The 19,493-nt window shown below is 73.3% G+C and carries 21 protein-coding genes; 3 read left to right on the top strand and 18 right to left on the bottom strand.

Going from position 1 to position 19,493, the window contains the following annotated elements; genetic code table 11:
* Nucleotides 1-21: 21 nt before the first annotated feature.
* Genes tsaD through glmS form a run of 11 tightly spaced genes read right to left on the bottom strand, consistent with a single transcriptional unit; the run spans nt 22 to nt 10,694 of the window.
* Nucleotides 22-1,071 carry a tRNA (adenosine(37)-N6)-threonylcarbamoyltransferase complex transferase subunit TsaD gene (gene tsaD, locus K313_RS0109250; RefSeq protein ID WP_029211377.1) on the bottom strand — a complete coding sequence of 350 codons (1,050 nt, stop codon included), beginning with the start codon at nt 1,069-1,071 and terminating at the stop codon, nt 22-24.
* Entirely contained in the window at nt 1,068-1,556 is a 489-nt protein-coding gene (gene rimI, locus K313_RS0109245; protein ID WP_029211376.1) for a ribosomal protein S18-alanine N-acetyltransferase, read from the bottom strand. Before rimI ends, tsaD begins: the two co-directional genes overlap by 4 nt.
* Entirely contained in the window at nt 1,556-2,230 is a 675-nt protein-coding gene (tsaB, locus tag K313_RS0109240) for a tRNA (adenosine(37)-N6)-threonylcarbamoyltransferase complex dimerization subunit type 1 TsaB (RefSeq protein WP_029211375.1), read from the bottom strand. Before tsaB ends, rimI begins: the two co-directional genes overlap by 1 nt.
* Before the next feature lie 30 nt (nt 2,231-2,260).
* Nucleotides 2,261-3,532, bottom strand: a complete 1,272-nt coding sequence (locus K313_RS0109235) for an MFS transporter (RefSeq protein WP_029211374.1) — start codon at nt 3,530-3,532, stop codon at nt 2,261-2,263.
* Nucleotides 3,533-3,565: 33 nt separating this feature from the next.
* Nucleotides 3,566-3,949 carry a PPOX class F420-dependent oxidoreductase gene (locus K313_RS0109230; RefSeq protein ID WP_019285516.1) on the bottom strand — a complete coding sequence of 128 codons (384 nt, stop codon included), beginning with the start codon at nt 3,947-3,949 and terminating at the stop codon, nt 3,566-3,568.
* A 5-nt stretch (nt 3,950-3,954) separates the two neighbouring features.
* Nucleotides 3,955-4,443 (bottom strand): tRNA (adenosine(37)-N6)-threonylcarbamoyltransferase complex ATPase subunit type 1 TsaE, encoded by a 489-nt coding sequence (gene tsaE, locus K313_RS0109225; RefSeq protein ID WP_019285515.1) that lies wholly within the window; start codon nt 4,441-4,443, stop codon nt 3,955-3,957.
* Nucleotides 4,433-5,713, bottom strand: a complete 1,281-nt coding sequence (locus tag K313_RS24475; protein WP_156911269.1) for an alpha/beta fold hydrolase — start codon at nt 5,711-5,713, stop codon at nt 4,433-4,435. Before K313_RS24475 ends, tsaE begins: the two co-directional genes overlap by 11 nt.
* Nucleotides 5,698-6,861: an alanine racemase gene (alr, locus tag K313_RS0109215; protein WP_029211372.1), complete on the bottom strand. Its 1,164-nt coding sequence runs from the start codon at nt 6,859-6,861 to the stop codon at nt 5,698-5,700. Before alr ends, K313_RS24475 begins: the two co-directional genes overlap by 16 nt.
* A 3-nt stretch (nt 6,862-6,864) precedes the next feature.
* Nucleotides 6,865-8,415 (bottom strand): bifunctional ADP-dependent NAD(P)H-hydrate dehydratase/NAD(P)H-hydrate epimerase, encoded by a 1,551-nt coding sequence (locus K313_RS0109210; protein WP_029211371.1) that lies wholly within the window; start codon nt 8,413-8,415, stop codon nt 6,865-6,867.
* Nucleotides 8,416-8,458: 43 nt separating this feature from the next.
* Entirely contained in the window at nt 8,459-8,809 is a 351-nt protein-coding gene (locus K313_RS0109205) for a holo-ACP synthase (RefSeq protein WP_029211370.1), read from the bottom strand.
* A gap of 31 nt (nt 8,810-8,840) precedes the next feature.
* On the bottom strand, nt 8,841-10,694 hold the full coding sequence (gene glmS / locus K313_RS0109200; RefSeq protein WP_029211369.1) for a glutamine--fructose-6-phosphate transaminase (isomerizing): 1,854 nt from the start codon (nt 10,692-10,694) through the stop codon (nt 8,841-8,843).
* A gap of 82 nt (nt 10,695-10,776) precedes the next feature.
* Between glmS and coaA the strand changes: the two genes are divergently transcribed.
* Nucleotides 10,777-11,757, top strand: coding sequence for a type I pantothenate kinase (coaA, locus tag K313_RS0109195; protein WP_029211368.1), 981 nt, complete (start codon nt 10,777-10,779; stop codon nt 11,755-11,757).
* A gap of 43 nt (nt 11,758-11,800) precedes the next feature.
* On the opposite strand, the gene K313_RS22325 is transcribed toward coaA, so the two are convergent.
* The 7 genes from K313_RS22325 to mca form a co-directional block, all read right to left on the bottom strand.
* A complete protein-coding gene (locus K313_RS22325; protein WP_029211367.1) occupies nt 11,801-12,139 on the bottom strand; it encodes a FeoC-like transcriptional regulator in 339 nt (112 codons plus the stop codon).
* Nucleotides 12,136-14,232, bottom strand: coding sequence for a ferrous iron transport protein B (feoB, locus tag K313_RS0109185; protein WP_029211366.1), 2,097 nt, complete (start codon nt 14,230-14,232; stop codon nt 12,136-12,138). Before feoB ends, K313_RS22325 begins: the two co-directional genes overlap by 4 nt.
* Nucleotides 14,229-14,480, bottom strand: coding sequence for a FeoA family protein (locus tag K313_RS20625; protein WP_051274072.1), 252 nt, complete (start codon nt 14,478-14,480; stop codon nt 14,229-14,231). The genes feoB and K313_RS20625 overlap by 4 nt, the downstream gene beginning before the upstream one ends.
* Before the next feature lie 96 nt (nt 14,481-14,576).
* A complete protein-coding gene (locus K313_RS0109175) occupies nt 14,577-15,812 on the bottom strand; it encodes a PhoH family protein (RefSeq protein ID WP_240483965.1) in 1,236 nt (411 codons plus the stop codon).
* Nucleotides 15,813-16,296: 484 nt separating this feature from the next.
* A complete protein-coding gene (locus tag K313_RS0109170) occupies nt 16,297-17,064 on the bottom strand; it encodes an isoprenyl transferase (protein ID WP_019285502.1) in 768 nt (255 codons plus the stop codon).
* Nucleotides 17,065-17,139: 75 nt separating this feature from the next.
* Complete coding sequence (locus tag K313_RS0109165) at nt 17,140-17,385, bottom strand: DUF1656 domain-containing protein (RefSeq protein ID WP_029211363.1); 246 nt, start codon at nt 17,383-17,385, stop codon at nt 17,140-17,142.
* On the bottom strand, nt 17,385-18,332 hold the full coding sequence (mca, locus tag K313_RS0109160) for a mycothiol conjugate amidase Mca (RefSeq protein ID WP_034252552.1): 948 nt from the start codon (nt 18,330-18,332) through the stop codon (nt 17,385-17,387). Before mca ends, K313_RS0109165 begins: the two co-directional genes overlap by 1 nt.
* A gap of 105 nt (nt 18,333-18,437) precedes the next feature.
* Between mca and K313_RS20620 the strand changes: the two genes are divergently transcribed.
* Both K313_RS20620 and greA read left to right on the top strand, forming a co-directional pair.
* On the top strand, nt 18,438-18,860 hold the full coding sequence (locus K313_RS20620; protein ID WP_019285499.1) for a DUF4307 domain-containing protein: 423 nt from the start codon (nt 18,438-18,440) through the stop codon (nt 18,858-18,860).
* A gap of 137 nt (nt 18,861-18,997) precedes the next feature.
* Entirely contained in the window at nt 18,998-19,489 is a 492-nt protein-coding gene (gene greA / locus K313_RS0109150) for a transcription elongation factor GreA (protein WP_029211361.1), read from the top strand.
* Nucleotides 19,490-19,493 lie beyond the last annotated feature (4 nt).

Genomic DNA, 19,493 nt, shown 5'->3' with positions numbered 1-19,493 from the left:
ACGCCGTCGACGCCGACCCGGTCAGGCTGAGACGACCGTCACCGGCATCGACGAGTCGGCCGGCAGGCCCAGCTCGGACGGCTCCCGACCGCGCATCACCATCTGCGCGCCGAGGGCCGCGACCATGGCGCCGTTGTCCGTGCACAGCCCCGGCCTCGGCACGCGCAGCGTCACCCCGGCGGCGTCGCACCGTTCCTGGGCGAGGGCCCGCAGCCGCGAGTTGGCCGCCACGCCGCCGCCCACGACGAGGTCGTCGACGCCGTTCTCGCGGCACGCGAGCAGCGCCTTGCGGGTCAGCACGTCGACCACGGCCTCCTGGAAGCTCGCGGCCACGTCCGCGACGGGCACGTGCTCCCCCGCGTCCTGCTTGGCCCGCACCCAGCGGGAGACGGCGGTCTTGAGCCCCGAGAAGGAGTAGTCGAAGCGGTGCCGCTCCATGTCCTTGCCCGCGGTCAGGCCGCGCGGGAAGTCGATGACCACCTGGCCCTCGCGGGCGGCACGGTCGATGTGCGGCCCGCCCGGGAAGCCGAGCCCGAGCACGCGCGCGACCTTGTCGAAGGCCTCGCCCGCCGCGTCGTCGATGGTCTGCCCCAGGTGACGGACGTCGTGGGTGATGTCGGGGACGAGCAGCAGGTTGGAGTGCCCGCCGGACACGAGCAGCGCCAGGGTCGGCTCGGGCAGGGGACCGTGCTGCAGGGTGTCGACGGCCACGTGCGACGCGAGGTGGTTGACGCCGTAGAGCGGCTTCCCGAGCGCCACGGCGAGCGACTTGGCCGCGGCCACGCCCACCAGCAGCGCACCGGCCAGGCCCGGTCCGGACGTCACGGCGATGGCGTCGAGGTCGGCCAGGCGCACCCCGGCCTCGCGGCAGGCGCGCTCGATGGTGGGGACCATGGCCTCGAGGTGGGCCCGGGACGCGACCTCGGGCACCACGCCGCCGAAGCGGGCGTGCTCGTCGACGCTGCTCGCGATCGCGTCGACGAGCAGCGTGCCGCCGCGCACGATCCCGACGCCGGTCTCGTCGCACGAGGTCTCGATGCCGAGGACGAGTGGCTCGTCGGTGCGGGTCATGCGGGCTCTCCCTGGGTGGCGGGGTGATCAGGTCGTGTGCCGGGAAGGTGCCGCCGCATCACGAGGGCGTCCACCCCTCCGGGCTGGTAGTAGCGCCGCCGCACGCTGATGGTCTCGAACCCGTTGCGGTCGTAGAGCGCTCGTGCCGCGGTGTTGTCGGCGCGGACCTCCAGCAGGAGCGCCTCAGCGCCTCGTGCGTGGGCCCGGTCGACGAGCTCGTCCAGCATCCGCCGGCCCAGGCCGAGGCCGCGGGCGTCGGGCGCCACGGCGATCGTCATGACGTCCGCCACGTCACCGGCGGCGTCGATCCCGGCATACGCGAGGACACCCCCACGAGAGGGGTCGTCCCAGACGACGTAGTCGCGCCGGGGGCGCTCGGCGAGCTCGGCCCACCAGGTCTGCTCGGTCCACGCGTCGTCGGCGAAGGCCTCGCGCTCCAGCGCGGCGAGGCGGGGGATGTCGGTCCAGCGCAGCTCGCGCAGCATCAGACCACCGTGACGGGGGCGACGGAGGGGACGGCGTCGGGGCGCCGGAGATAGAGCGGGGTGGTGTCGGCGAGGGACTCGCCTCGGGCGAGCCGCTGCACGGCCAGGTCGGCGAGCCACCCGGCGGAGACGTCGAGGGGCGCGCCGTCGGCCGCGGGCCCCAGCAGGTCGGGATAGAGGGCCGGACCTCGTCCGACGACGGGCCGGCCGTCGAGCAGCGGGGCGAGGTCGGCGGGACGGCGCACGTCCGGGGCGGTCTCGGCCACGGGCAGACCCTCCTCGATGCGGTAGCCGGCCCAGTAGACCTCCTTGCGGCGGGCGTCGGTGGCCACGACGAACCGCTCCGCGCTGGCGAGCGCCCCGCGCCCCGCCTCGTGGGCCAGGGCGTCCAGGGAGCACAGGCCGTGGACCGGGACGGCCCGGGCGAGGGCGAAGGTCCGCGCGGTCACGATCCCGACGCGCAGCCCGGTGAAGGGGCCGGGTCCGGTGCCGGTCACGACCGCGTCGACGTCGGCTGCGGCGATGCCGGCCTGCCGCAGGACCTCCACGATGCCGGGGGCCACGAGCTCCCCGTGCGCCCGCGCGTCGAGGACGCTGCTCTCGGCGACCACGCGGGTGCCGTCGTGCAGCGCCACGGTGATGGCGGTGGTGGAGGTGTCGATGGCGAGCAGCACGCCCGCCAGTCTATCGCCGCGCCGGCGCGGTCAGCCGGCGTCGTTGGTGACCCGGGCCGCGGCCACGGGCAGGGCGCGACCGAGGACCGGGGCGAGGGCCACCCCGGCCAGCGCGACCACCGTGAGCGCCACCCACACCGGCAGCGGCCCCCGGGCGAGGAGCCAGGAGAAACCCACCGGCCCGATGATGGACGCGACGTTCCAGGACAGCTGGTAGGCGGCGAGGTAGCGCCCCCGCAGGTGCACGGGGCGGCTGTCGACCGCGACGGTCGTGAGGACCGGGCCGCCGAGCAGCTCCCCGACGGTGTAGACGGCGGCCGCGACGAGCACCCCCGTCACCGCGACGGCGACCGGCAGCATCCCGGCCGCGGCCATCAGCACGAATCCCGCTGCGAACGCGAGGTTCCCGGCGGCGACGACCCGGTGCCGACGGTGCCCGGTCATGGACCGCACGGCCAGCCCCTGCCCGAACCCGACCATGACGGTGTTGAGCGTGAAGATCGCGCCGGTCACCCAGCCGGGCAGGTCGAGGATCTCGACGGCGTAGACGGGCATGGCGTAGTTGAGCGCCAGGCACGCGAGCGCGTGGCCGGTGTTGGCGACGATGAGGGCGTGGAAGGGCTTGTCGCGCAGCACGATCGACAGCCCGGCCAGGGCGCCCGACCGCTCGCCCGCCGCGTGCGCATCGGCGTCCTCGGCCGGCTGCGCACCGCCCGGACCCCGGTCGTGGGCCGGGACGGCGAGGAGCAGGACGAGCGCGAGCAGGTATGACGCCGCGTCGGCCGCCACCATCGCGCGGAACGCGGCCGGGGTGCCGACGGAGATCGCGACGCCCGCCACCAGGCCCCCGATCGCGAAGCCGACGTTGCGCAACGCGCCGAGGAAGCCGTACCACAGCTCCCGCTCCCCGGGACGGGTGATGGCGGCGACCATCGGGGAGTAGGACGCCCAGAAGGCCGCCTGCCCCGTGGCGACGAGCGTGGTCACCAGCTGCACCCCGAGGTAGCCGTCGACGGTCAGGTAGGCGAGATAGCCCACCGCCTGGATGGCGTTGGCGGCCAGCAGGATCCGCTTGGCGCCGAAGCGGTCCACCAGGTGCCCGACGAGCAGGACCACGGGCAGCGCGAATGCGGCGGCGACCGACAGCGCGAGCCCGACCTGCTCGAGCGGGACGTCCGTGGTGCGCAGGAAGTAGAGGACGGTGATGGGCATGAATACGCCGCTGCCGATCGCGTCCACGCCGATGGCGACGACGAACCGACGGTGGTCGCCGACCGGGGGAAAGCCGAGGCGGCTGAGCATGGTGTCAGCCTGCTACATCAAGCACGCTTGACCTCAACGGATCTCGATGACGAGCCGAGCCGGGTTGCCGCGCCTGATGATTCGCTCGACGAGCATGAAGACCTTGAACTCCAGGCCGTACTTCGCCGTCATGGTGCTCATGACGCGCTGGACGGTCCAGGGGTCGTCGTGGACGGTCGCGCGGGCCTCGACGGTGGGGGCGTCCGGGGCCACCCGACCACGCCGGTCGCACGGACGCAGGGTCACCCGGTCGTCGCGGCGCAGGCGGCGCAGCTTGCCGGTGCCCTCCGGGGTGATGACCACGAGGGCGTCGCCGTCGCGGGCCACCCACACGGGGGTCGCCACGCCCTCCCCGTTGCGGCGAAAGGTCGTGAGGGACACGAAGCGCTCGTGGCCGAGGGCGGTGAGGGTCGTCATACGGCTCAGGCTAGGTCCCGGACCGCCCCGAGGGCGTCCGGACCGGTCCACCGACGGCCGTGGCCGGTGAGCCGGGCGGTGCGGGTGGTCTCGCCGGTGAGCTCCAGCTCGAGGTAGTCCTCGGACAGCAGCTCCGCGACCCCGTGGCCCCACTCGACGACCGTGACCGACTCGTCCACGGTGGCGTCCAGGTCGAGGTCGTCGAAGTCCAGCGCCCCTAAGAGGCGGTAGGCGTCGACGTGCACCAGCCGCGGCCCCCCGACGAGGGAGGGGTGCACGCGCGCGATGACGAAGGTCGGGGAGGTGATCGGCCCCCGCACCCCGAGCCCCTCGGCCAGCCCCTGCGTGAGGGTGGTCTTGCCCGCGCCCAGGTCGCCGGTCAGCAGGAGCAGGTCGCCGGCGTGCAGGACCGTGGCGAGCCTGCGGCCGAGGTCCTGCGTGGCCTCGGCGGTGGGCAGCGAGATCGCGTGCGGCACGGCGTCGTCAGGACTCACGGCGGTCCTTCCCGGAGCGGGCGGAGGTGATGGGGGTGGTGACGGACCGGACCTTGCGCGCCTGGCGCCCGACCTCCTCGGTCGCGCGGGCCACCTGCTCGCGGCGCCGGGCCTGCTGCTCACGACGTCGGACCTGCTGCTCGCGCCGGAGCGTGGCGCGGCTGTGCCCGAGGTCGGTGACCTCGCGCCGCCGGCCCCGTGGCGTCCCGTCGGCATGGCGTTCGGCGCGGTCCAGCATCTCGAGGATCTGGTCGGTGACGAGCTCGGGGTACTCCAGCATGATCAGGTGCCCCGCGTCGGTCAGCACGACGTGCTCGGCGCCCGGCAGCAGCCGCACGATCTCCTCGCTGTGGCGCGGCGGGGTCATCAGGTCGTCCGCACCGTTGATGACCAGGGCCTCGATGCCCGCGAAGGTCGCCAGCGCCTGGCGCTCGTCGTGCTCGGACAGGGTGCGCAGGAAGCCGTGCATCACCTCGATCGGCGTCGACATGATGATGTCGGCGGCGTAGCGCAGCAGGCTCGGCGGCACGGGCGAGTGGAAGGAGTAGCGGTAGGTGAAGAAGTCCTCGGCCTGGCGCGCGAGGCGGCGGGCCTGCTCGACGGCCTCCTGGCGGCCGGTCAGCGGGGCGAGGGCGAACGGACCGACGCGCTGGGCCGCGCGACCGAGCAGGTCGCCGAGCTGCACCCGCAGCTCCCCCTCGCCGCCGGAGCTGGTGGCGACGAACGCCACCGCGACGCACCGCTCGCGGACCAGGGTCGGATAGAGCCGGGCCAGCCCCATCTGCGTCATGCCGCCCATCGAGTGCCCGACGAGCGCGAACGTCCCCTCGGGGCAGGTGGCGTCGATGACGGACTTGAGGTCCCGGCCGAGCGTCTCGATGCGGTAGGAGTCGCGGGCTCCCTGGCCGGAGCGCCCGTGGCCGCGCTGGTCCCACAGCACGACGCGATAGCCGGCGGCGACCAGCCGGCGCCGCACGAAGATCCAGGCCTTGGTCGACAGGGTGTAGCCGTGCGAGATGACGATGCTGGGCCGCCCGATCGCCGTCTGGTCTGCCGGCACGTCCGGCTCGTCCACCTCGACGTGCAGCACGGTGCCGTCCTCGGCGACGACGACGGTCTCGTGCGTCGGGACGTGCTCGTAGGTCTCGTCCGTCTCGGGGGCGGTCGCGTGCGCCCGCGAGAGCACGCCCGCGAGGGCTCCGGCGGCGACGGCGCCGAGGCCGAGGCCCAGCCCGGTCAGCCGCCCCATGGGGGTCACGCCAGGTGCCACGCGGGTTCACCTCCGACATACCGGCGCGGCACGCGGTCGCCGACGCGGGTGATGAGCTCGTAGGAGATCGTGCCGGTCGCCTCGGCCCAGTCCTGGGCGGTGGGCTCGCCCTCGGACCCCGGGCCGAAGAGGACGCACGGGTCACCCTCGCGGGCGCCCGAGCCGGGACCGAGGTCGACGACCAGCTGGTCCATGCAGACCCGGCCGGCGACCGTGTGCCGGGAGCCGGCCACCCACAGCGGACCGACGCCGCTGCCCGCCCGGGGCACGCCGTCGGCGTAGCCCACGGGCACGATCCCGACCCGCGTGGCCCGCTCGGTGCGATAGGTGTGGCCGTAGGAGACGCCCTGCCCCGCAGGAACGTCCTTGACCTGCGCCAGCGGTGCGGACCAGGTCATGGCGGGCGTCAGGCCGTAGTGCTCGTGGTCACCCAGCGACGGCACCGGCGACAGGCCGTAGACGGCGAGCCCGGGGCGCACGAGGTCGTAGGCGAGGGACGGGTTGGTCAGCGTGGCAGCGGAGTTGGCGAGGTGGCGCACCTCGAGCGCGGAGCCGGCGGCCTCCGCCTCGGCCACCGCCGCGTCGAACCGCGCGACCTGGGCCCGGACCTCGGGGTGGTCGGGCGCGTCGGCATACGCGAAGTGCTGCATCATCCCGACGACCCGCACGCTGCCCTCGGCCTCGAGGGCCCGGGCGCGATCGAGCAGGGAGGTCAGGGCGGGGCCGTGCAGCACCCCGTTGCGCCCCAGGCCGGTGTCGACCTTGATGTGGACGCGGGCGGTGCGGCCCACGGCGCGGGCCGCCTCGGCGACGGCCTCGAGCCCCCAGGGCGCGGACACGGCGAGGTCGACGTCCTGGCCCACAGCTGCGGCGAAGTCGGCCCCGGGCGCGTGCAGCCAGGACAGGACGGGGCAGGTCAGCCCGGCCGCGCGCAGCTCGAGCGCCTCGGACAGCTGGGCGACCCCCAGCCAGGTGGCGCCGCCGCGCAGGGCGGCGAGGGCGGACGGCACGAGACCGTGGCCGTAGCCACCGGCCTTGACCACCGCCATGACCCCGGCGGACCCGGCGAGCTCGTCGAGCCGGCGGACGTTGTCGCTGATGGCCGCCAGGTCGATCCGCAGCTCACCGGCGAAGCTCTGCCCGGTCACCGCTCACCCCACCTCCGAGGCGCGGGCGAGGAGCCGCGCGACGGTGGCAGGCACCTGCTGGGCGATCTCGAGCGCGCGGACCGGGCCGCCTGGGTTGGCGTCGTGGGCGGCGACCCCGTGCACGAGCGCGGCGAGGGACCCGGCGTCGACGGGGTCCAGCCCGGACGCGAGCAGGGTGCCGGCGAGCCCCGCGAGGACGTCGCCCGACCCCGCCGTGCCCGCCCACGCGGGGGCGTCGGCCTGCGCCCGGACGGCGAGGCCGGAGGCGGGGGGCGCGACGACATACGTGGTGGATCCCTTGAGCAGCACCGTCGCTCGCAGCAGCTCGGCGGCGCGGCGGGCCCAGCGCAGCGGCTCGGCGACGACCCCGGCCCGGTCGAGCTCGGACGCGTCGGGGTCGAGACGGGCGAGCAGGCGGGCCAGCTCGCCGGCGTGGGGCGTCAGCAGGGTGCGGGCGCCGGCCTGGGTGCGGGGGCCGTCGAGCAGGTCCAGCCCGCCGGCGTCGACGAGGCAGGGCAGCTCGCTGTCGAGGGCTCGGCGGGCGGCCTCCACCTGCGCGAGGCCCAGCTGGTCCCAGGAGTGCGGGTGCGCGTCGAGACCGGGCCCGACGACCCAGGCCTGCACGCGGCCGGGCCCGTGCACGGCCTCGGGGACCTCGGCGCGGACGAGCTGCGTGGGACCGGGGGCACCGACGTAGCGCACCATCCCCGCCCCCGCGCAGACCGCGGCCGTGACGCTGAGCAGCGGTGCGCCGGTGTAGACCTCGCCGCCGGCCACGACGCCGACCACCCCGCGGGAGTACTTGTCGTCCTCGGGACCCGGCGTGGGCCACAGCGCGGCGACGTCGTCGTGGTCGAGCCGCTCCGCCGCGGGGAGCGTGTCGAGGTCGAGGCCGATGTCGACCACCGTGAGCATGCCGCAACGGCCGGCCGTGCCGAGCACGTGGACGGGCTTGGCGCACCCGAAGGTCACCGTCTCGTCGGCGAACACCCCTGTGCCGCCGATCAGCTCGCCCATGGGGTCGGTGCCGGAGGGCACGTCCACCGCGATGACGTGGGCGTCGTCGCCGACGGCGTCGAGGAGCTCGGTGACCAGGTCGGGCAGCCCGGGCCGCCCGCCTATGCCGAGGACGCCATCGAGGACCACATCGGCGACCCCGAGGGCCTCGACCGCCTTGGCCCGGCCCTTGGGCTCGGGCTTGCGCCGCCCCCTGCTCCCCTGGCCCGTGGCGTCGAGGATCTCGACCTTGGCCCGGCGCGCTGCGCGCAGACCCTCCTCGTGCGGCGTCTCGGTGGTGAGGACGGCGACCAGGTCGAGCGGCTCCCCCACCAGGTCCGCGAGGTGCGCGAGGGCCCAGAGGGCGTCCCCGCCGTTGTTGCCGCCGCCGACGAGCGCGACCACGAGCGGCTGCGTGCTGGTGTCGTCCGGGAGGCGCGCGGCGACGACCTGGGCCAGACCGGTGGCGGCCCGCTGCATCAGCTCGCCGTCGGGGAGCTGCGCCATGGCACGCTCCTCGGCGGCACGGACGTCGTCGACCGACCAGGCGTGGATCATCTCGGGCCTCCTTGCGATCGCCGGAGCGGGACCGGCCGGGGTGTCACCTCTCGGCGATAACGAACGCCGAGGCCACGCCCGCGTCGTGGGACAGGGACAGGTGCAGCCTAGTCACGCCGAGGTCGTCCATCCGGTCCTGCACGCTGCCGCGTACCTGCCAGTAGGGTCGGCCGTGCTCGCCCCGCACGACCGTCGCGTCGTGCCAGCTGAGCGAGCCGGGCGATCCGAGCGCCTTGGCCAGTGCCTCCTTGGCGGCGAAGCGGGCGGCGGTCGACTCGGTGCGCAGTCCGCGCTCCTCGGGCGTGAACAACCGCTCGAGCAGGCCGGGAGCCCGCTCGAGGGTGCGCGCGAAGCGCTCGACGTCGACGACGTCGATCCCCACGCCCAGGATCATGGACGACCTGCTCGTATGCCGACGCCCGCCGTCACTCGACGGTGACGGACTTGGCGAGGTTGCGCGGCTGGTCGACGTCCAGCCCCTTGGCGGTGGCGAGCTCGCAGGCAAAGACCTGCAGCGGGATGATCGACAGCAGCGGCATCATCATGACGCTGGTGCGGGGCACCTCGATGACCTCGTCGGCGAACGGCCGGACCGCCTCGTCGCCCTCCTCCGTGATGACCAGGGTGCGGGCACCGCGGGCGCGGATCTCCTGGATGTTGGAGACGACCTTGGCGTGCAGGTCGTAGGGGCTGTCCTGCGCGGGCATGACGATGAACACCGGCTGGCCGGGCTCGATCAGGGCGATCGGGCCGTGCTTGAGCTCGCCGGCCGCGAAGCCCTCGGCGTGGATGTAGGCGATCTCCTTGAGCTTGAGCGCGCCCTCGAGCGCGATCGGGTAGCCGACGTGGCGTCCCAGGAAGAGCACCGAGCGGGTGTCGGACATGAAGCGCGCGATCTCGCGGACGCGGTCCATGGAGCCCAGCACCGTGTCGACGTGCTGCGGGATCTCGGCGAGCTCACGCATGACGGCCTGCGCGTCCTCGGCATACGTGCCGCCGCGGAGCTGCGCGAGGTAGAGGCCGAGCAGGTAGCAGGCCGCGATCTGGGCGGTGAAGGCCTTGGTGGACGCGACGGCGATCTCGGGGCCGGCGTGGGTGTAGAGCGCGGCGTCGGACTCGCGCGGGATGGTCGCGCCGTAGGTGTTGCAGATGGAGACCGTGAGGGCGCCGAGGTCCTTGGCGTGCTTGACCGCCATGAGGGTGTCCATCGTCTCGCCCGACTGGGACATCGAGACGACGAGGGTGCGATCGTCCACGACCGGGTCGCGGTAGCGGAACTCGTGCGCCAGCTCGACCTCGGTCTGGATGCGGGTCCAGTGCTCGATGGCGTACTTGGCGGACAGCCCGGAGTAGAACGCGGTGCCGCAGGCCACGATGATGATCTTGTCGATGGCCCTGAGGCGCTCGGGGTCGATGTTCATCTCGTCGAGCACGAGCTTGCCGTCCTCGTCGGTGCGCCCGAGCAGGGTGTCGGCGATGGCCTTGGGCTGCTCGAGGATCTCCTTCTCCATGAAGGACGAGTGCCCGCCCTTCTCGGCCGCCTCGGCGTCCCAGGTGACCTCGAACCTCTTGCCCTGGGCCGGCGTGCCGTCGAAGCCCATGACCTGCACGTCCTCCGGCGTGATGACGACCAGCTGGTCCTGGTCGACCTCCATGGCCGACTTGGTGTAGCCGATGAACGCGGCGACGTCGGAGCCGAGGAAGTTCTCGCCCTCGCCGAGGCCGATGACCAGCGGGCTGTTGCGGCGGGCCGCGACGACCGTGCCGGGGTGGTCCGCGTGCACGGCGAGCAGCGTGAACGCGCCCTCGAGGCGGTTGACCACGTCGATCATGGCCGCCGTCAGGTCACCGTCGTAGGCCTTGGCCAGCAGCTGGGCCGCGACCTCGGTGTCGGTCTCGGACAGGAACTCCGCGCCCTCGGCGAGCAGCTGGGTCTTGAGCACGTGGAAGTTCTCGATGATGCCGTTGTGGACCACCGCGATCTTGCGGTCCTCGCCACCGCGGTGCGGGTGGGCGTTCTGGTCGGTGGGTCCGCCGTGCGTCGCCCACCGGGTGTGACCGATGCCGGTGCTGGCGGCCCCGAGGGGGTGCGCCTCCAGCTCGGTGGTGAGGTTGACGAGCTTGCCGGCCTTCTTGGCCGACGAGACCCCGTCGGGCCCGACCAGCGCGATGCCCGCCGAGTCGTAGCCGCGGTACTCGAGCCGGGCCAGCCCCTCGAGGACGACCTGCTGAGCCTTGCCATCCACCTGGGGGCCGACGTATCCCACGATTCCACACATGCGGCACACGATAACCGGCTCGAGGCCCTCACCACGCGAGAAACCCCCACGTGCGCGAGGCGGCGGGGCGTCATACCTGCTCATGGGCCACAATGTCGGGGTGTCGTCCAACGCTGCCGTCGCGCCGGTCTCGACCCCGTACGTCGAGATGGACCGGGCCGCGTGGGCCCGGCTGCGGGATCGGCACCCCCTCTCGCTCGACGCCGCCGACCTCGCCCGCATCCAGGGCACCGGCGTGCCGCTGGACCTGCAGGAGGTCGAGGAGGTCTACCTCCCGCTGTCACGCCTGCTCTCCTTCTACGTCGACGCCACCTCCCAGCTGCACCGCGTCACCAGCAGCTTCCTGATGGAGTCGACGCCCCCGCCGACGCCGTTCGTGATCGGCGTCGCCGGGTCGGTCGCGGTCGGCAAGTCCACGACCGCCCGCCTGCTGCGCGACCTGCTGCGCCGGTGGCCGTCCACCCCCAAGGTCGAGCTGATCACCACCGACGGCTTCCTCTATCCCAACTCGGTGCTCGCCGAGCGAGGCCTCATGCACCGCAAGGGATTCCCGGAGTCCTACGACCGGCGGGCGCTGTTGAAGTTCGTGGCCGCCGTCAAGGCCGGGGCGCCGTCCGTGCAGGCCCCCGTCTACTCCCACCTCGTCTACGACATCGTCCCGGGCGAGCAGGTCGTCGTGGAGCAGCCCGACGTGCTCATCGTCGAAGGGCTCAACGTCCTGCAGGCCCCCCAGCCCCGCCGCGACGGGCGCCTCGGCCTCGCCGTCTCGGACTTCTTCGACTTCTCCGTCTACGTCGACGCACGGATGGACCACATCAAGAAGTGGTACGTCGACCGCTTCCTCAAGCTGCGGCAGACGGCCTTCGCCGACCCGGCGTCCTACTTCCGGCGGTATGCCGACCTGTCGGACGCCGAGGCGCGGGCCACGGCACTGCGGATCTGGGAGGAGATCAACGGCCCCAACCTCGAGGACAACGTCGTGACCACACGTGGGCGCGCGAGCCTCGTGCTCACCAAGGGCGAGGACCACTCGGTGCGCCGCGTGCTCCTGCGCAAGCTCTGACACCTCGCCTGCTGCCGGCCCCAGGAGCCGCGCCAGTGACCGGCTATCGGCGGCGCAGGGTCAGCTGGACGAGGACCGGGCCGGATCGGCGCCGCGACGGACCGTCCGCGCCGCAGCCGGCGTCGCCGTCGTCCGAGCCGGAGGCGCACGACCCGCAGCCGCCGTCGGGGCAGCCCGCCGCGAGCTCGCGCGCCTCGATGCGGCCCATCCGCACGAGGTGGTCGACGGCGGCGTCGACGGACGGGCGCGACAGGCCCGTCGCGCGCGAGATCGCGTCCAAGGATCCCGCCCCCGACGCAAACGCCGCCAGCACCTGCCGCAACGGCCCGCCCGACGCGACGGTCGGGCTTGCGGCGGGCGAGGTGGAGCCCGGGACCGTCATACGACCAGCCGCCCGACCTGGAACACGAGCACCGACAGCGTCCAGGCCATCGTCATCTGCACCGCGATCCCGAACACCGTCCAGCGCCAGCCGATCTCACGCTTCTGCGCGGCGAGCGTCGCGACGCAGGGGGTGTAGGCCAGCAGGAACACCATGAACGCCAGCGCCGCCGCGGTGCCGTGGCCGCCGGACGAGCGTTCGAAGTCCTCCCGGATGACGTCGCCCAGCCGACCCGGCTCGCGCTCGCTCTCCGGCTCGGACACGGCATAGGTCTGGGCCCACGAGGAGATCACGGCCTCCTTGGCGACGAAGCCGACGACCAGCGCCGACGACGTCCGCCACTCCCCGTAGCCCGCGGGCGCGAAGGCGGGGGCGATCGTGGAGGCGCCGGCGGCGTAGACGGAGTCCGACGCCTGGACCTCGCCGAACGACCCCTTGCCGGGCATGGGGGTGGCCTGCAGCAGCCAGATCGCGACCACGGTGGCGACGATGATGCCGCCGGCGGTCTGCAGGAAGCCGCGCAGCCGCACCCAGGTCTGCGAGGTCATGAGCCGCAGCTGCGGCAGCTGGTAGGGCGGGAGGTCGAGGATCAGCGGCTCGTCCCCCACGCGCCGCCACACGGTCGAGCGCAGCGCGAGGCCGAGCAGGACGACGAGGACGATCGACAGGAGGTACATCGCGAAGACGACGGTGCCTGCCTGCTGCGGGAAGAAGGTCGTGGCCAGCAGGACGTAGACGGTGAGCCGCGCGGTGCACGAGGTGAGCGGCACGAGCAGCGCGGTCATGGTGCGGTGGTGCGCGTTGGGCAGCGTGCGGGTGGCGGCGATGGCGGGCACGTTGCACCCGAACCCCACCACGAGCGGCAGGAAGGCCCGCCCCGGCAGGCCGATCGCCCGCATCAACCGGTCCGTGACGACGGCGGCCCGCGCCATGTAGCCCGAGTCCTCGAGCAGCGACAGCAGCGCGAACATCAGCGCCATGAGCGGCACGAAGGTCAGGAGCATCCCGACGCCGGCGATGAGACCGTCGACGACGAAGCCGCGAACCGGGCTGTCCCCCAGACCGATCCGTTCGAGCAGCCAGCCGGCGCCGTCGCTGATCGGGCCGGTGAACAGGCCGTCGAGCCAGTCCTGCATCGGTGCGGCGACGGTCGTCGTGAGCTGGAAGACGACCCACATGGCGGCCAGGAAGACCAGCGGTCCCCAGACGCGGTGCGTCACGATCCCGTCGACGCGGTCGGTCCACCCGACCCTCACCTCGCCGCTGTGGCTGGCCGCAGCCTCCACGGCGGCCTCGACCCACGCGAACCGGTCGTCGGCGAGCATCAGCTCGGAGTCGTCGGAGTCGTCGGGGTGCCGAGGCCGTATGCCGGAAGCGGCGCCAGGACGGGTCGCCGGCACGGGCCGGGCCAGGGTCTGGACGACGACCTCCGCGAGAGGGTCCAGCCCCGTGCGCCGACGCGGGTCGACCTCCACGACCGGCACGCCCAGGGCCGCCGCAAGGCGGTCGGCGTCGACGTGGATCCCGCGGCGCTCGGCGACGTCGCCCATGGTGAGGGCCACCACGACCCTCAGGGCGTGCTCGCGCACCTGGGCCACGAGATAGAGGCTGCGCGCCAGGTGCGCCGCGTCGGCCGCGACGACCACCACGTCGGGGCGCTCGGCGGGAGGCTTGTCGATCAGCAACGCCCGGGTGAGCTCCTCGTCCGGCGAGGCGGGGTCGAGGCTGTAGGCGCCGGGCAGGTCGACGAGGTCGACCTCGGCGACCGGGCCGGCGGGCTCGTCCCCGCCCCCGGTGCCGCCCCCCGCGGCGGCGTGCCCCATCCGCCAGGCGCCGCGCCCGACCTCGACGGACGTCCCGGGCCAGTTGCCCATCTGGCGACGGGCGCCGGTGAGCGCGTTGAACAACGTCGACTTGCCGACGTTGGGCGAGCCCGCGAGCGCGACGACGGGCGTGCCCGGGGCCGCGGCCGGGCCCCCTGCGTCGCTGTGGCAGCTCGGGACGCTGCTCGCGGTGATGTGGGCGACCGTGGTGGAGCCGGCGGCGGCCGCGCCGGCACCGGGCGCGGCCGGGAGGGGCGGGGCCTGCGTCATACGACCGGAGCCTCCTCGACCACGAGGACCTGTATGCCGTGCGCCGTGGCCCGGTCGAGCGCGATCCGCGAGCCGGCCACCGCCACGACGCGACCGCCGCCCGCCGTGCGGTGGACGACCTCGACGGTGGCGCCGGCGCGCAGGCCCAGCTCCGCGAGGCGTCGTCGCGCCACGAGCGGCAGGTCGACCAGGGTCAGCCGCACCGGTCGTCTCGTGGGGACGGACTGCAGGGTGTCGGTGGGCCTCATGCGGGCCACGCTACGCCCGAGGTTAGGCACGCCTCAGTGCGGGGTTCCCTTGAGCGGAACACCCCTGCCCCGTGGCGCCCCGTCCCCGCACGGTTGTCAGATCTCGAGGCCCTCCAGCAGGTCGGTGACGAGGGCCGCGATCGGGCTGCGCTCGCTGCGGGTGAGCGTGACGTGGGCAAAGAGGGGGTGCCCCTTGAGGGTCTCGATGACCGCCGCGACGCCGTCGTGCCGACCGACCCGCAGGTTGTCGCGCTGCGCCACGTCGTGGGTGAGGACGACGCGGGAGTTCTGGCCGATGCGGGACAGGACCGTGAGCAGCACGTTGCGCTCGAGCGACTGGGCCTCGTCGACGATGACGAACGCGTCGTGAAGCGACCGTCCGCGGATGTGCGTGAGCGGCAGCACCTCGAGCAGGCCACGGTCGATGACCTCCTCGACGACCTCGGTGGAGACGACGGCCCCCAGGGTGTCGAAGACCGCCTGCGCCCAGGGCCCCATCTTCTCGTTCTCGGTGCCGGGGAGGTAGCCGAGCTCCTGGCCACCGACGGCGTAGAGCGGGCGGAAGACGATGACCTTGCGGTGCTGACGGCGCTCCATGACGGCCTCGAGCCCGGCGCACAGCGCCAGCGCGCTCTTGCCGGTGCCCGCGCGACCGCCGAGCGAGATGATGCCGACGTCCGGGTCCATCAGCAGGTCCAGGGCGATCCGCTGCTCCGCGGAGCGGCCGTGCAGCCCGAACGCGTCCCGGTCGCCGCGCACCTGGCGCACCGCGCCGTCGGCGCCGACCCGGCCGAGACCGCTGCCCCGGGCCGAGGACAGCATCAGGCCGGTGTGCACGGGCAGGTCCTTGGCCTCGGGCATCTCGGCGCGGCCGTTCTCGTAGAGCGCGTCCAGCTGCTCCGGCGCGACCTCCAGCTCGACGATGCCGGTCCAGCCCGAGTCGACCTTCCACTCGTGGCGGTACTCCTCGGCGTCCAGGCCGACCGCGGACGCCTTGACCCGCATCGGCAGGTCCTTGCTGACGATCGTCACGTGCCGACCGGAGTCCGACAGGTGCTTGGCCACCGCCAGGATCCGGGTGTCGTTGTCGCCCAGACGGAACCCGTCGGGCAGGACGCGCGGGTCGGTGTGGTTGAGCTCGACGCGCAGGGTGCCGCCGTCGTCACCGACCGCCACCGCGTGGTCCAGGCGGCCCTCCTTGACCCGCAGGTCGTCGAGCAGCCGCAGCGCCTGGCGGGCGAAGTAGCCGAGCTCCGGGTGGTGCCGCTTGGCCTCGAGCTCGGTCACGACCACGACCGGGAGCACCACCTCGTGCTCGGCGAACCGCAGCATCGCCCGGGGGTCGGACAGGAGCACGGAGGTGTCGATCACGTAGGTGCGGCACCCCTCGGCCACCGCGCCCTGTCCGGCGCCGGCGTCCCCGACGGCCTCGGCGTGCGGGACGTCCGGAGCGCCCTCGCCCCGCTGGTCCACCGACGACTCGTCATGGCTGGTCTGCGTCACGCTGACTCCCACGCGCGACGGTGCCGTCGCGCTCGCTCTCGGTCCGGAGGCCGACCCTGGCGCCGGGGCGCCGGGTCCGGCCCCCGTCCGGAGCTCGTGTGGCTCCCTCAACGTCAAGGCCTTCCCATCCGTGCGCTGGATGCGCCGGATGCCGCCACGCTACGTGCGCCCGGTGGTGGTCGCGCGGGATATCCCGCCGCGACGCGTCGGGGTTCAGCCGAAGTTCACCCGCGCGGACCCCTGGCGTCGCGGACGACGGACCGCTCGGGGCAGGGGTGCGCCCGGCGATGCCGGCGGCCGCGCGCGCGAGACCTCAGGAGCCGTAACGCCGTTCGCGGTCGGCATACGACCGCAGGGCCCGCAGGAAGTCGACCCGCCGGAAGTCCGGCCAGTAGGCCTCGCAGAAGTAGAACTCGCTGTGGATGGACTGCCACAGCAGGAAGCCACCGATCCGCTGCTCCCCCGAGGTGCGGATCACGAGGTCCGGGTCGGGCTGGCCCTTGGTGTAGAGGTGGTCGGCGATCTGGTCCACGTCGAGCGTCTCGATTATCTGCTTCAGCGAGCGGCCCTTGTCGGCCTCGGCCCGCAGGAGGTCCTTGACGGCGTCGGCGATCTCGCGGCGTCCGCCGTAGCCGACGGCGATGTTGCAGACGAGGCCGTCGAGCTCGGCCGTGGCCTGCTCGGCGCACCGCAGCGGCGCGGCGGTCTCGGCCGGCAGCAGGTCCAGCGCCCCGACCAGGCGGATGCGCCACCGCTGCTGCTCGGCGAGCGAGGCGACGGCGCCCTCGATGATGCGCAGCAGCGGCGCGAGCTCGGCCTCGGGGCGGTTGAGGTTGTCGGTGGACAGCAGCCACAGCGTGACGAACTCGATACCCACCTCGTCGCACCACTCCAGCAGGTGCTCGATCCGGTCCGCCCCGGCCTGATGGCCCTCGGCCGTGTCAGCGCCCTTGGCCCGCGCCCACCGCCGGTTGCCGTCCAGCATGACGCCGACGTGACGCGGCAGGCCCTCGGTGGGGAGCTGGCTGAGCAGCCGACGCTCGTAGGCGGAGTACAGCGGGTTGCCGACTGAGCTGCGCACGGGGGACCTCCTTCACCGGTGACTCGGCGGACAGCGGGCTCGGCGACGTGCTGCGCGGCACGAACCGTGCCGAGGCTACTCCTGTCGTCCGGACCCTGTCTGCGGACGCCGCCCGTCCTGCTCACGGCTCTCACTGCGCTCGATGCGCTCACGCTGCGCCTGCTGCTCCGCGGCCTCGCGGTAGCGCACCCGGCGCAGGTGGCCGTTCATGCTCCGCACGAGCAGCCAGATCGCGAGCGCCAGCAGGAACACGACCACGAAGGCCGCGAAGCCGGGGCCGATCTGGTTGTAGAGGTCGTTGCCGCCGCCACCGGGGTTCATCAGGCTCGCTCCTCGCGCTCGCGCTCGTGCTCCGCCTCGAGGGCCACGCGGCCGTCGTAGGCGATGGACAGGTCCGTCCGCCGGCCCGACGCGTCGGCCTCATCGGGCGTGCCGAGACCGGCGAACAGGTCGTCCTCGCCCGCCTCGATCGGCACGTAGGACAGCGCCGCCTCGAAGTCGTCGTAGGGCCAGGACTGCTCCTGGATCGCGAGGGGGACCTGGAACCACGTGCCGTCGGGGTCCACCTGCGTGGCGTGGGCCATCAGGGCGGCGTCGCGGACGGGGAAGTACTCCGCGCAGTGGATCTTGGTGGTGACGGTCCGCTCGGGGCGGTCGCGCCAGCCCTTGAGCCAGTCGTCGTAGGGGCTCTTGTGCCCGCCGGCCAGCATCGCCTCGTGGAAGGCCGTGATGCGCGCCTTGGAGAAGGTCTGGTTGTAGTAGATCTTGAGCGGCTGCCACGGCTCGCCGGCGTGCGGGTAGCGGTCCGGGTCGCCCGCCGCCTCGAACGCCGCCATCGCCACCACGTGGGTCATGACGTGGTCGGGGTGCGGGTAGCCGCCCTTCTCGTCATACGTGGTCATCACGTGCGGGCGGAACTCACGGACGACGCGGACCAGCGCCTCGGTCGTGACGTCCAGCGGCTCCAGCGCGAAGCACCCGTCCGGCAGCGGGGGCAGCGGGTCACCCTCGGGCAGACCGGAGTCGACGAAGCCCAGCCACACCTGGTCCACGTCGAGGATCTCGCGCGCCTTGGCCATCTCCTGGCGGCGCACCTCGGGCAGGTTGCGCTGGATGTGCGGGTCGTCCTTGAGCTTCTCGTTGAGCACGTCCCCCCGCTCGCCGCCGGTGCAGGTGACGACGAGGACCTCGTGCCCCTCCCCGCGGTAGCGGGCCATGGTGGCCGCACCCTTGCTGGACTCGTCGTCGGGGTGGGCGTGCACGCACATGAGCCGCAGCGGGCCACGGGCGGTGTCGGTCACGAGGGGTCCTTCCGGCGGGACTACGGTGGGGGGCGAACCCCATTGTGCCCCGAACCACCTGCAGGAGCCGACGTGCCTGACGACGCCTACCCGGACGTGGACGAGCGGGACTACGACGAGGAGCTCGAGCAGCCCGTCGTCCCCCGGCTCGGCACGCGTCGGTGGTGGTGGATCGCGGCAGCCATCCTCGTCCCGGCGATCGCGCTCCTCGCCTGGATCGGCGTCCAGAACGCCACGGACGTGGTCACCCACCGGGTCATCAACTACCGCGTCGCCGACGACCGGTCGGTGATGGTGGACTTCGAGGTGACCCGGCCCCGCGGCTGGACCGTGTCCTGCGAGGTGGAGGCCCTGGACGTGCGTTTCGCTCCGGTGGGCACGACCCACGTGCGGGTGCCGGCGGACGACCGCCAGGACACCACGCGCACCAAGACCAGCCTGCGCACGACCTCGCGGGCCGTGACCGGCACCGTCAAGCTCTGCACGCGCGTCTAGCCCCCGGCGAGCACCACCGCGGGGACCAGTTGGTACAATGGAGGCTTACTCGTGCCGGGTCTGGACCTGACGCGCGGCTCTTTCGAGCCTCGTCGCTGCGGTCCGGACCCGAACTTATACCGACCAGGAGAATCATCGTGACCGAGACGACCGCTCAGCAGAGCTTCCTGACCCAGGAGGCCTACGACCGCCTCAAGGGTGAGCTCGAGCAGCTGTCGGGCCCCGGCCGCACCGACATCGCCAAGCGCATCGAGGCCGCCCGTGACGAGGGCGACCTCAAGGAGAACGGTGGCTACCACGCGGCCAAGGAGGAGCAGGGCAAGATGGAGGCCCGCATCCGCCAGCTCAAGCAGCTGCTGGAGACCGCCAAGGTCGGCAACACCCCGCCCGACGACGGCATCGTCGAGCCCGGCATGGTCGTCACGGTCGACCTGTTCGGCGACGACCTGAAGTTCCTCCTCGGCAGCCGCGAGATGGCCGGCGACGAGGACCTCGAGGTCTACTCCGAGAAGTCCCCCCTCGGTGCCGCCATCAACGGCAAGAAGAAGGGCGACCAGGCTTCCTACGAGGCCCCCAACGGCAAGACCATCACGGTCAAGATCAAGGACGCCAAGCCCTACGTCGCCTGAGCGC

Origin of the sequence: Arsenicicoccus bolidensis DSM 15745 (assembly GCF_000426385.1) — a bacterium.
In the GTDB taxonomy this organism is placed as follows: Bacteria; Actinomycetota; Actinomycetes; order Actinomycetales; family Dermatophilaceae; genus Arsenicicoccus; species Arsenicicoccus bolidensis.
This window is presented reverse-complemented; position numbering and strand designations above follow the sequence as displayed.

Bases quoted from the DNA above. Each gene is read 5' to 3' on its own strand.
- K313_RS0109175 (WP_240483965.1), bottom strand. From the start codon at position 15,812: ATGCTGCGGTTCGCCGAGCACGAGGTGGTGCTCCCGGTCGTGGTCGTG.
- K313_RS0109210 (WP_029211371.1), bottom strand. From the start codon at position 8,415: ATGATCCACGCCTGGTCGGTCGACGACGTCCGTGCCGCCGAGGAGCGT.
- tsaD (WP_029211377.1), bottom strand. From the start codon at position 1,071: ATGACCCGCACCGACGAGCCACTCGTCCTCGGCATCGAGACCTCGTGC.
- glmS (WP_029211369.1), bottom strand. From the start codon at position 10,694: ATGTGTGGAATCGTGGGATACGTCGGCCCCCAGGTGGATGGCAAGGCT.
- K313_RS20625 (WP_051274072.1), bottom strand. From the start codon at position 14,480: ATGAGGCCCACCGACACCCTGCAGTCCGTCCCCACGAGACGACCGGTG.
- coaA (WP_029211368.1), top strand. From the start codon at position 10,777: ATGGGCCACAATGTCGGGGTGTCGTCCAACGCTGCCGTCGCGCCGGTC.
- K313_RS0109165 (WP_029211363.1), bottom strand. From the start codon at position 17,385: ATGAACCCCGGTGGCGGCGGCAACGACCTCTACAACCAGATCGGCCCC.
- K313_RS0109230 (WP_019285516.1), bottom strand. From the start codon at position 3,949: ATGACGACCCTCACCGCCCTCGGCCACGAGCGCTTCGTGTCCCTCACG.
- rimI (WP_029211376.1), bottom strand. From the start codon at position 1,556: ATGCTGCGCGAGCTGCGCTGGACCGACATCCCCCGCCTCGCCGCGCTG.
- K313_RS0109235 (WP_029211374.1), bottom strand. From the start codon at position 3,532: ATGCTCAGCCGCCTCGGCTTTCCCCCGGTCGGCGACCACCGTCGGTTC.
- mca (WP_034252552.1), bottom strand. From the start codon at position 18,332: ATGTGCGTGCACGCCCACCCCGACGACGAGTCCAGCAAGGGTGCGGCC.
- K313_RS22325 (WP_029211367.1), bottom strand. From the start codon at position 12,139: ATGACGGTCCCGGGCTCCACCTCGCCCGCCGCAAGCCCGACCGTCGCG.
- feoB (WP_029211366.1), bottom strand. From the start codon at position 14,232: ATGACGCAGGCCCCGCCCCTCCCGGCCGCGCCCGGTGCCGGCGCGGCC.
- K313_RS0109205 (WP_029211370.1), bottom strand. From the start codon at position 8,809: ATGATCCTGGGCGTGGGGATCGACGTCGTCGACGTCGAGCGCTTCGCG.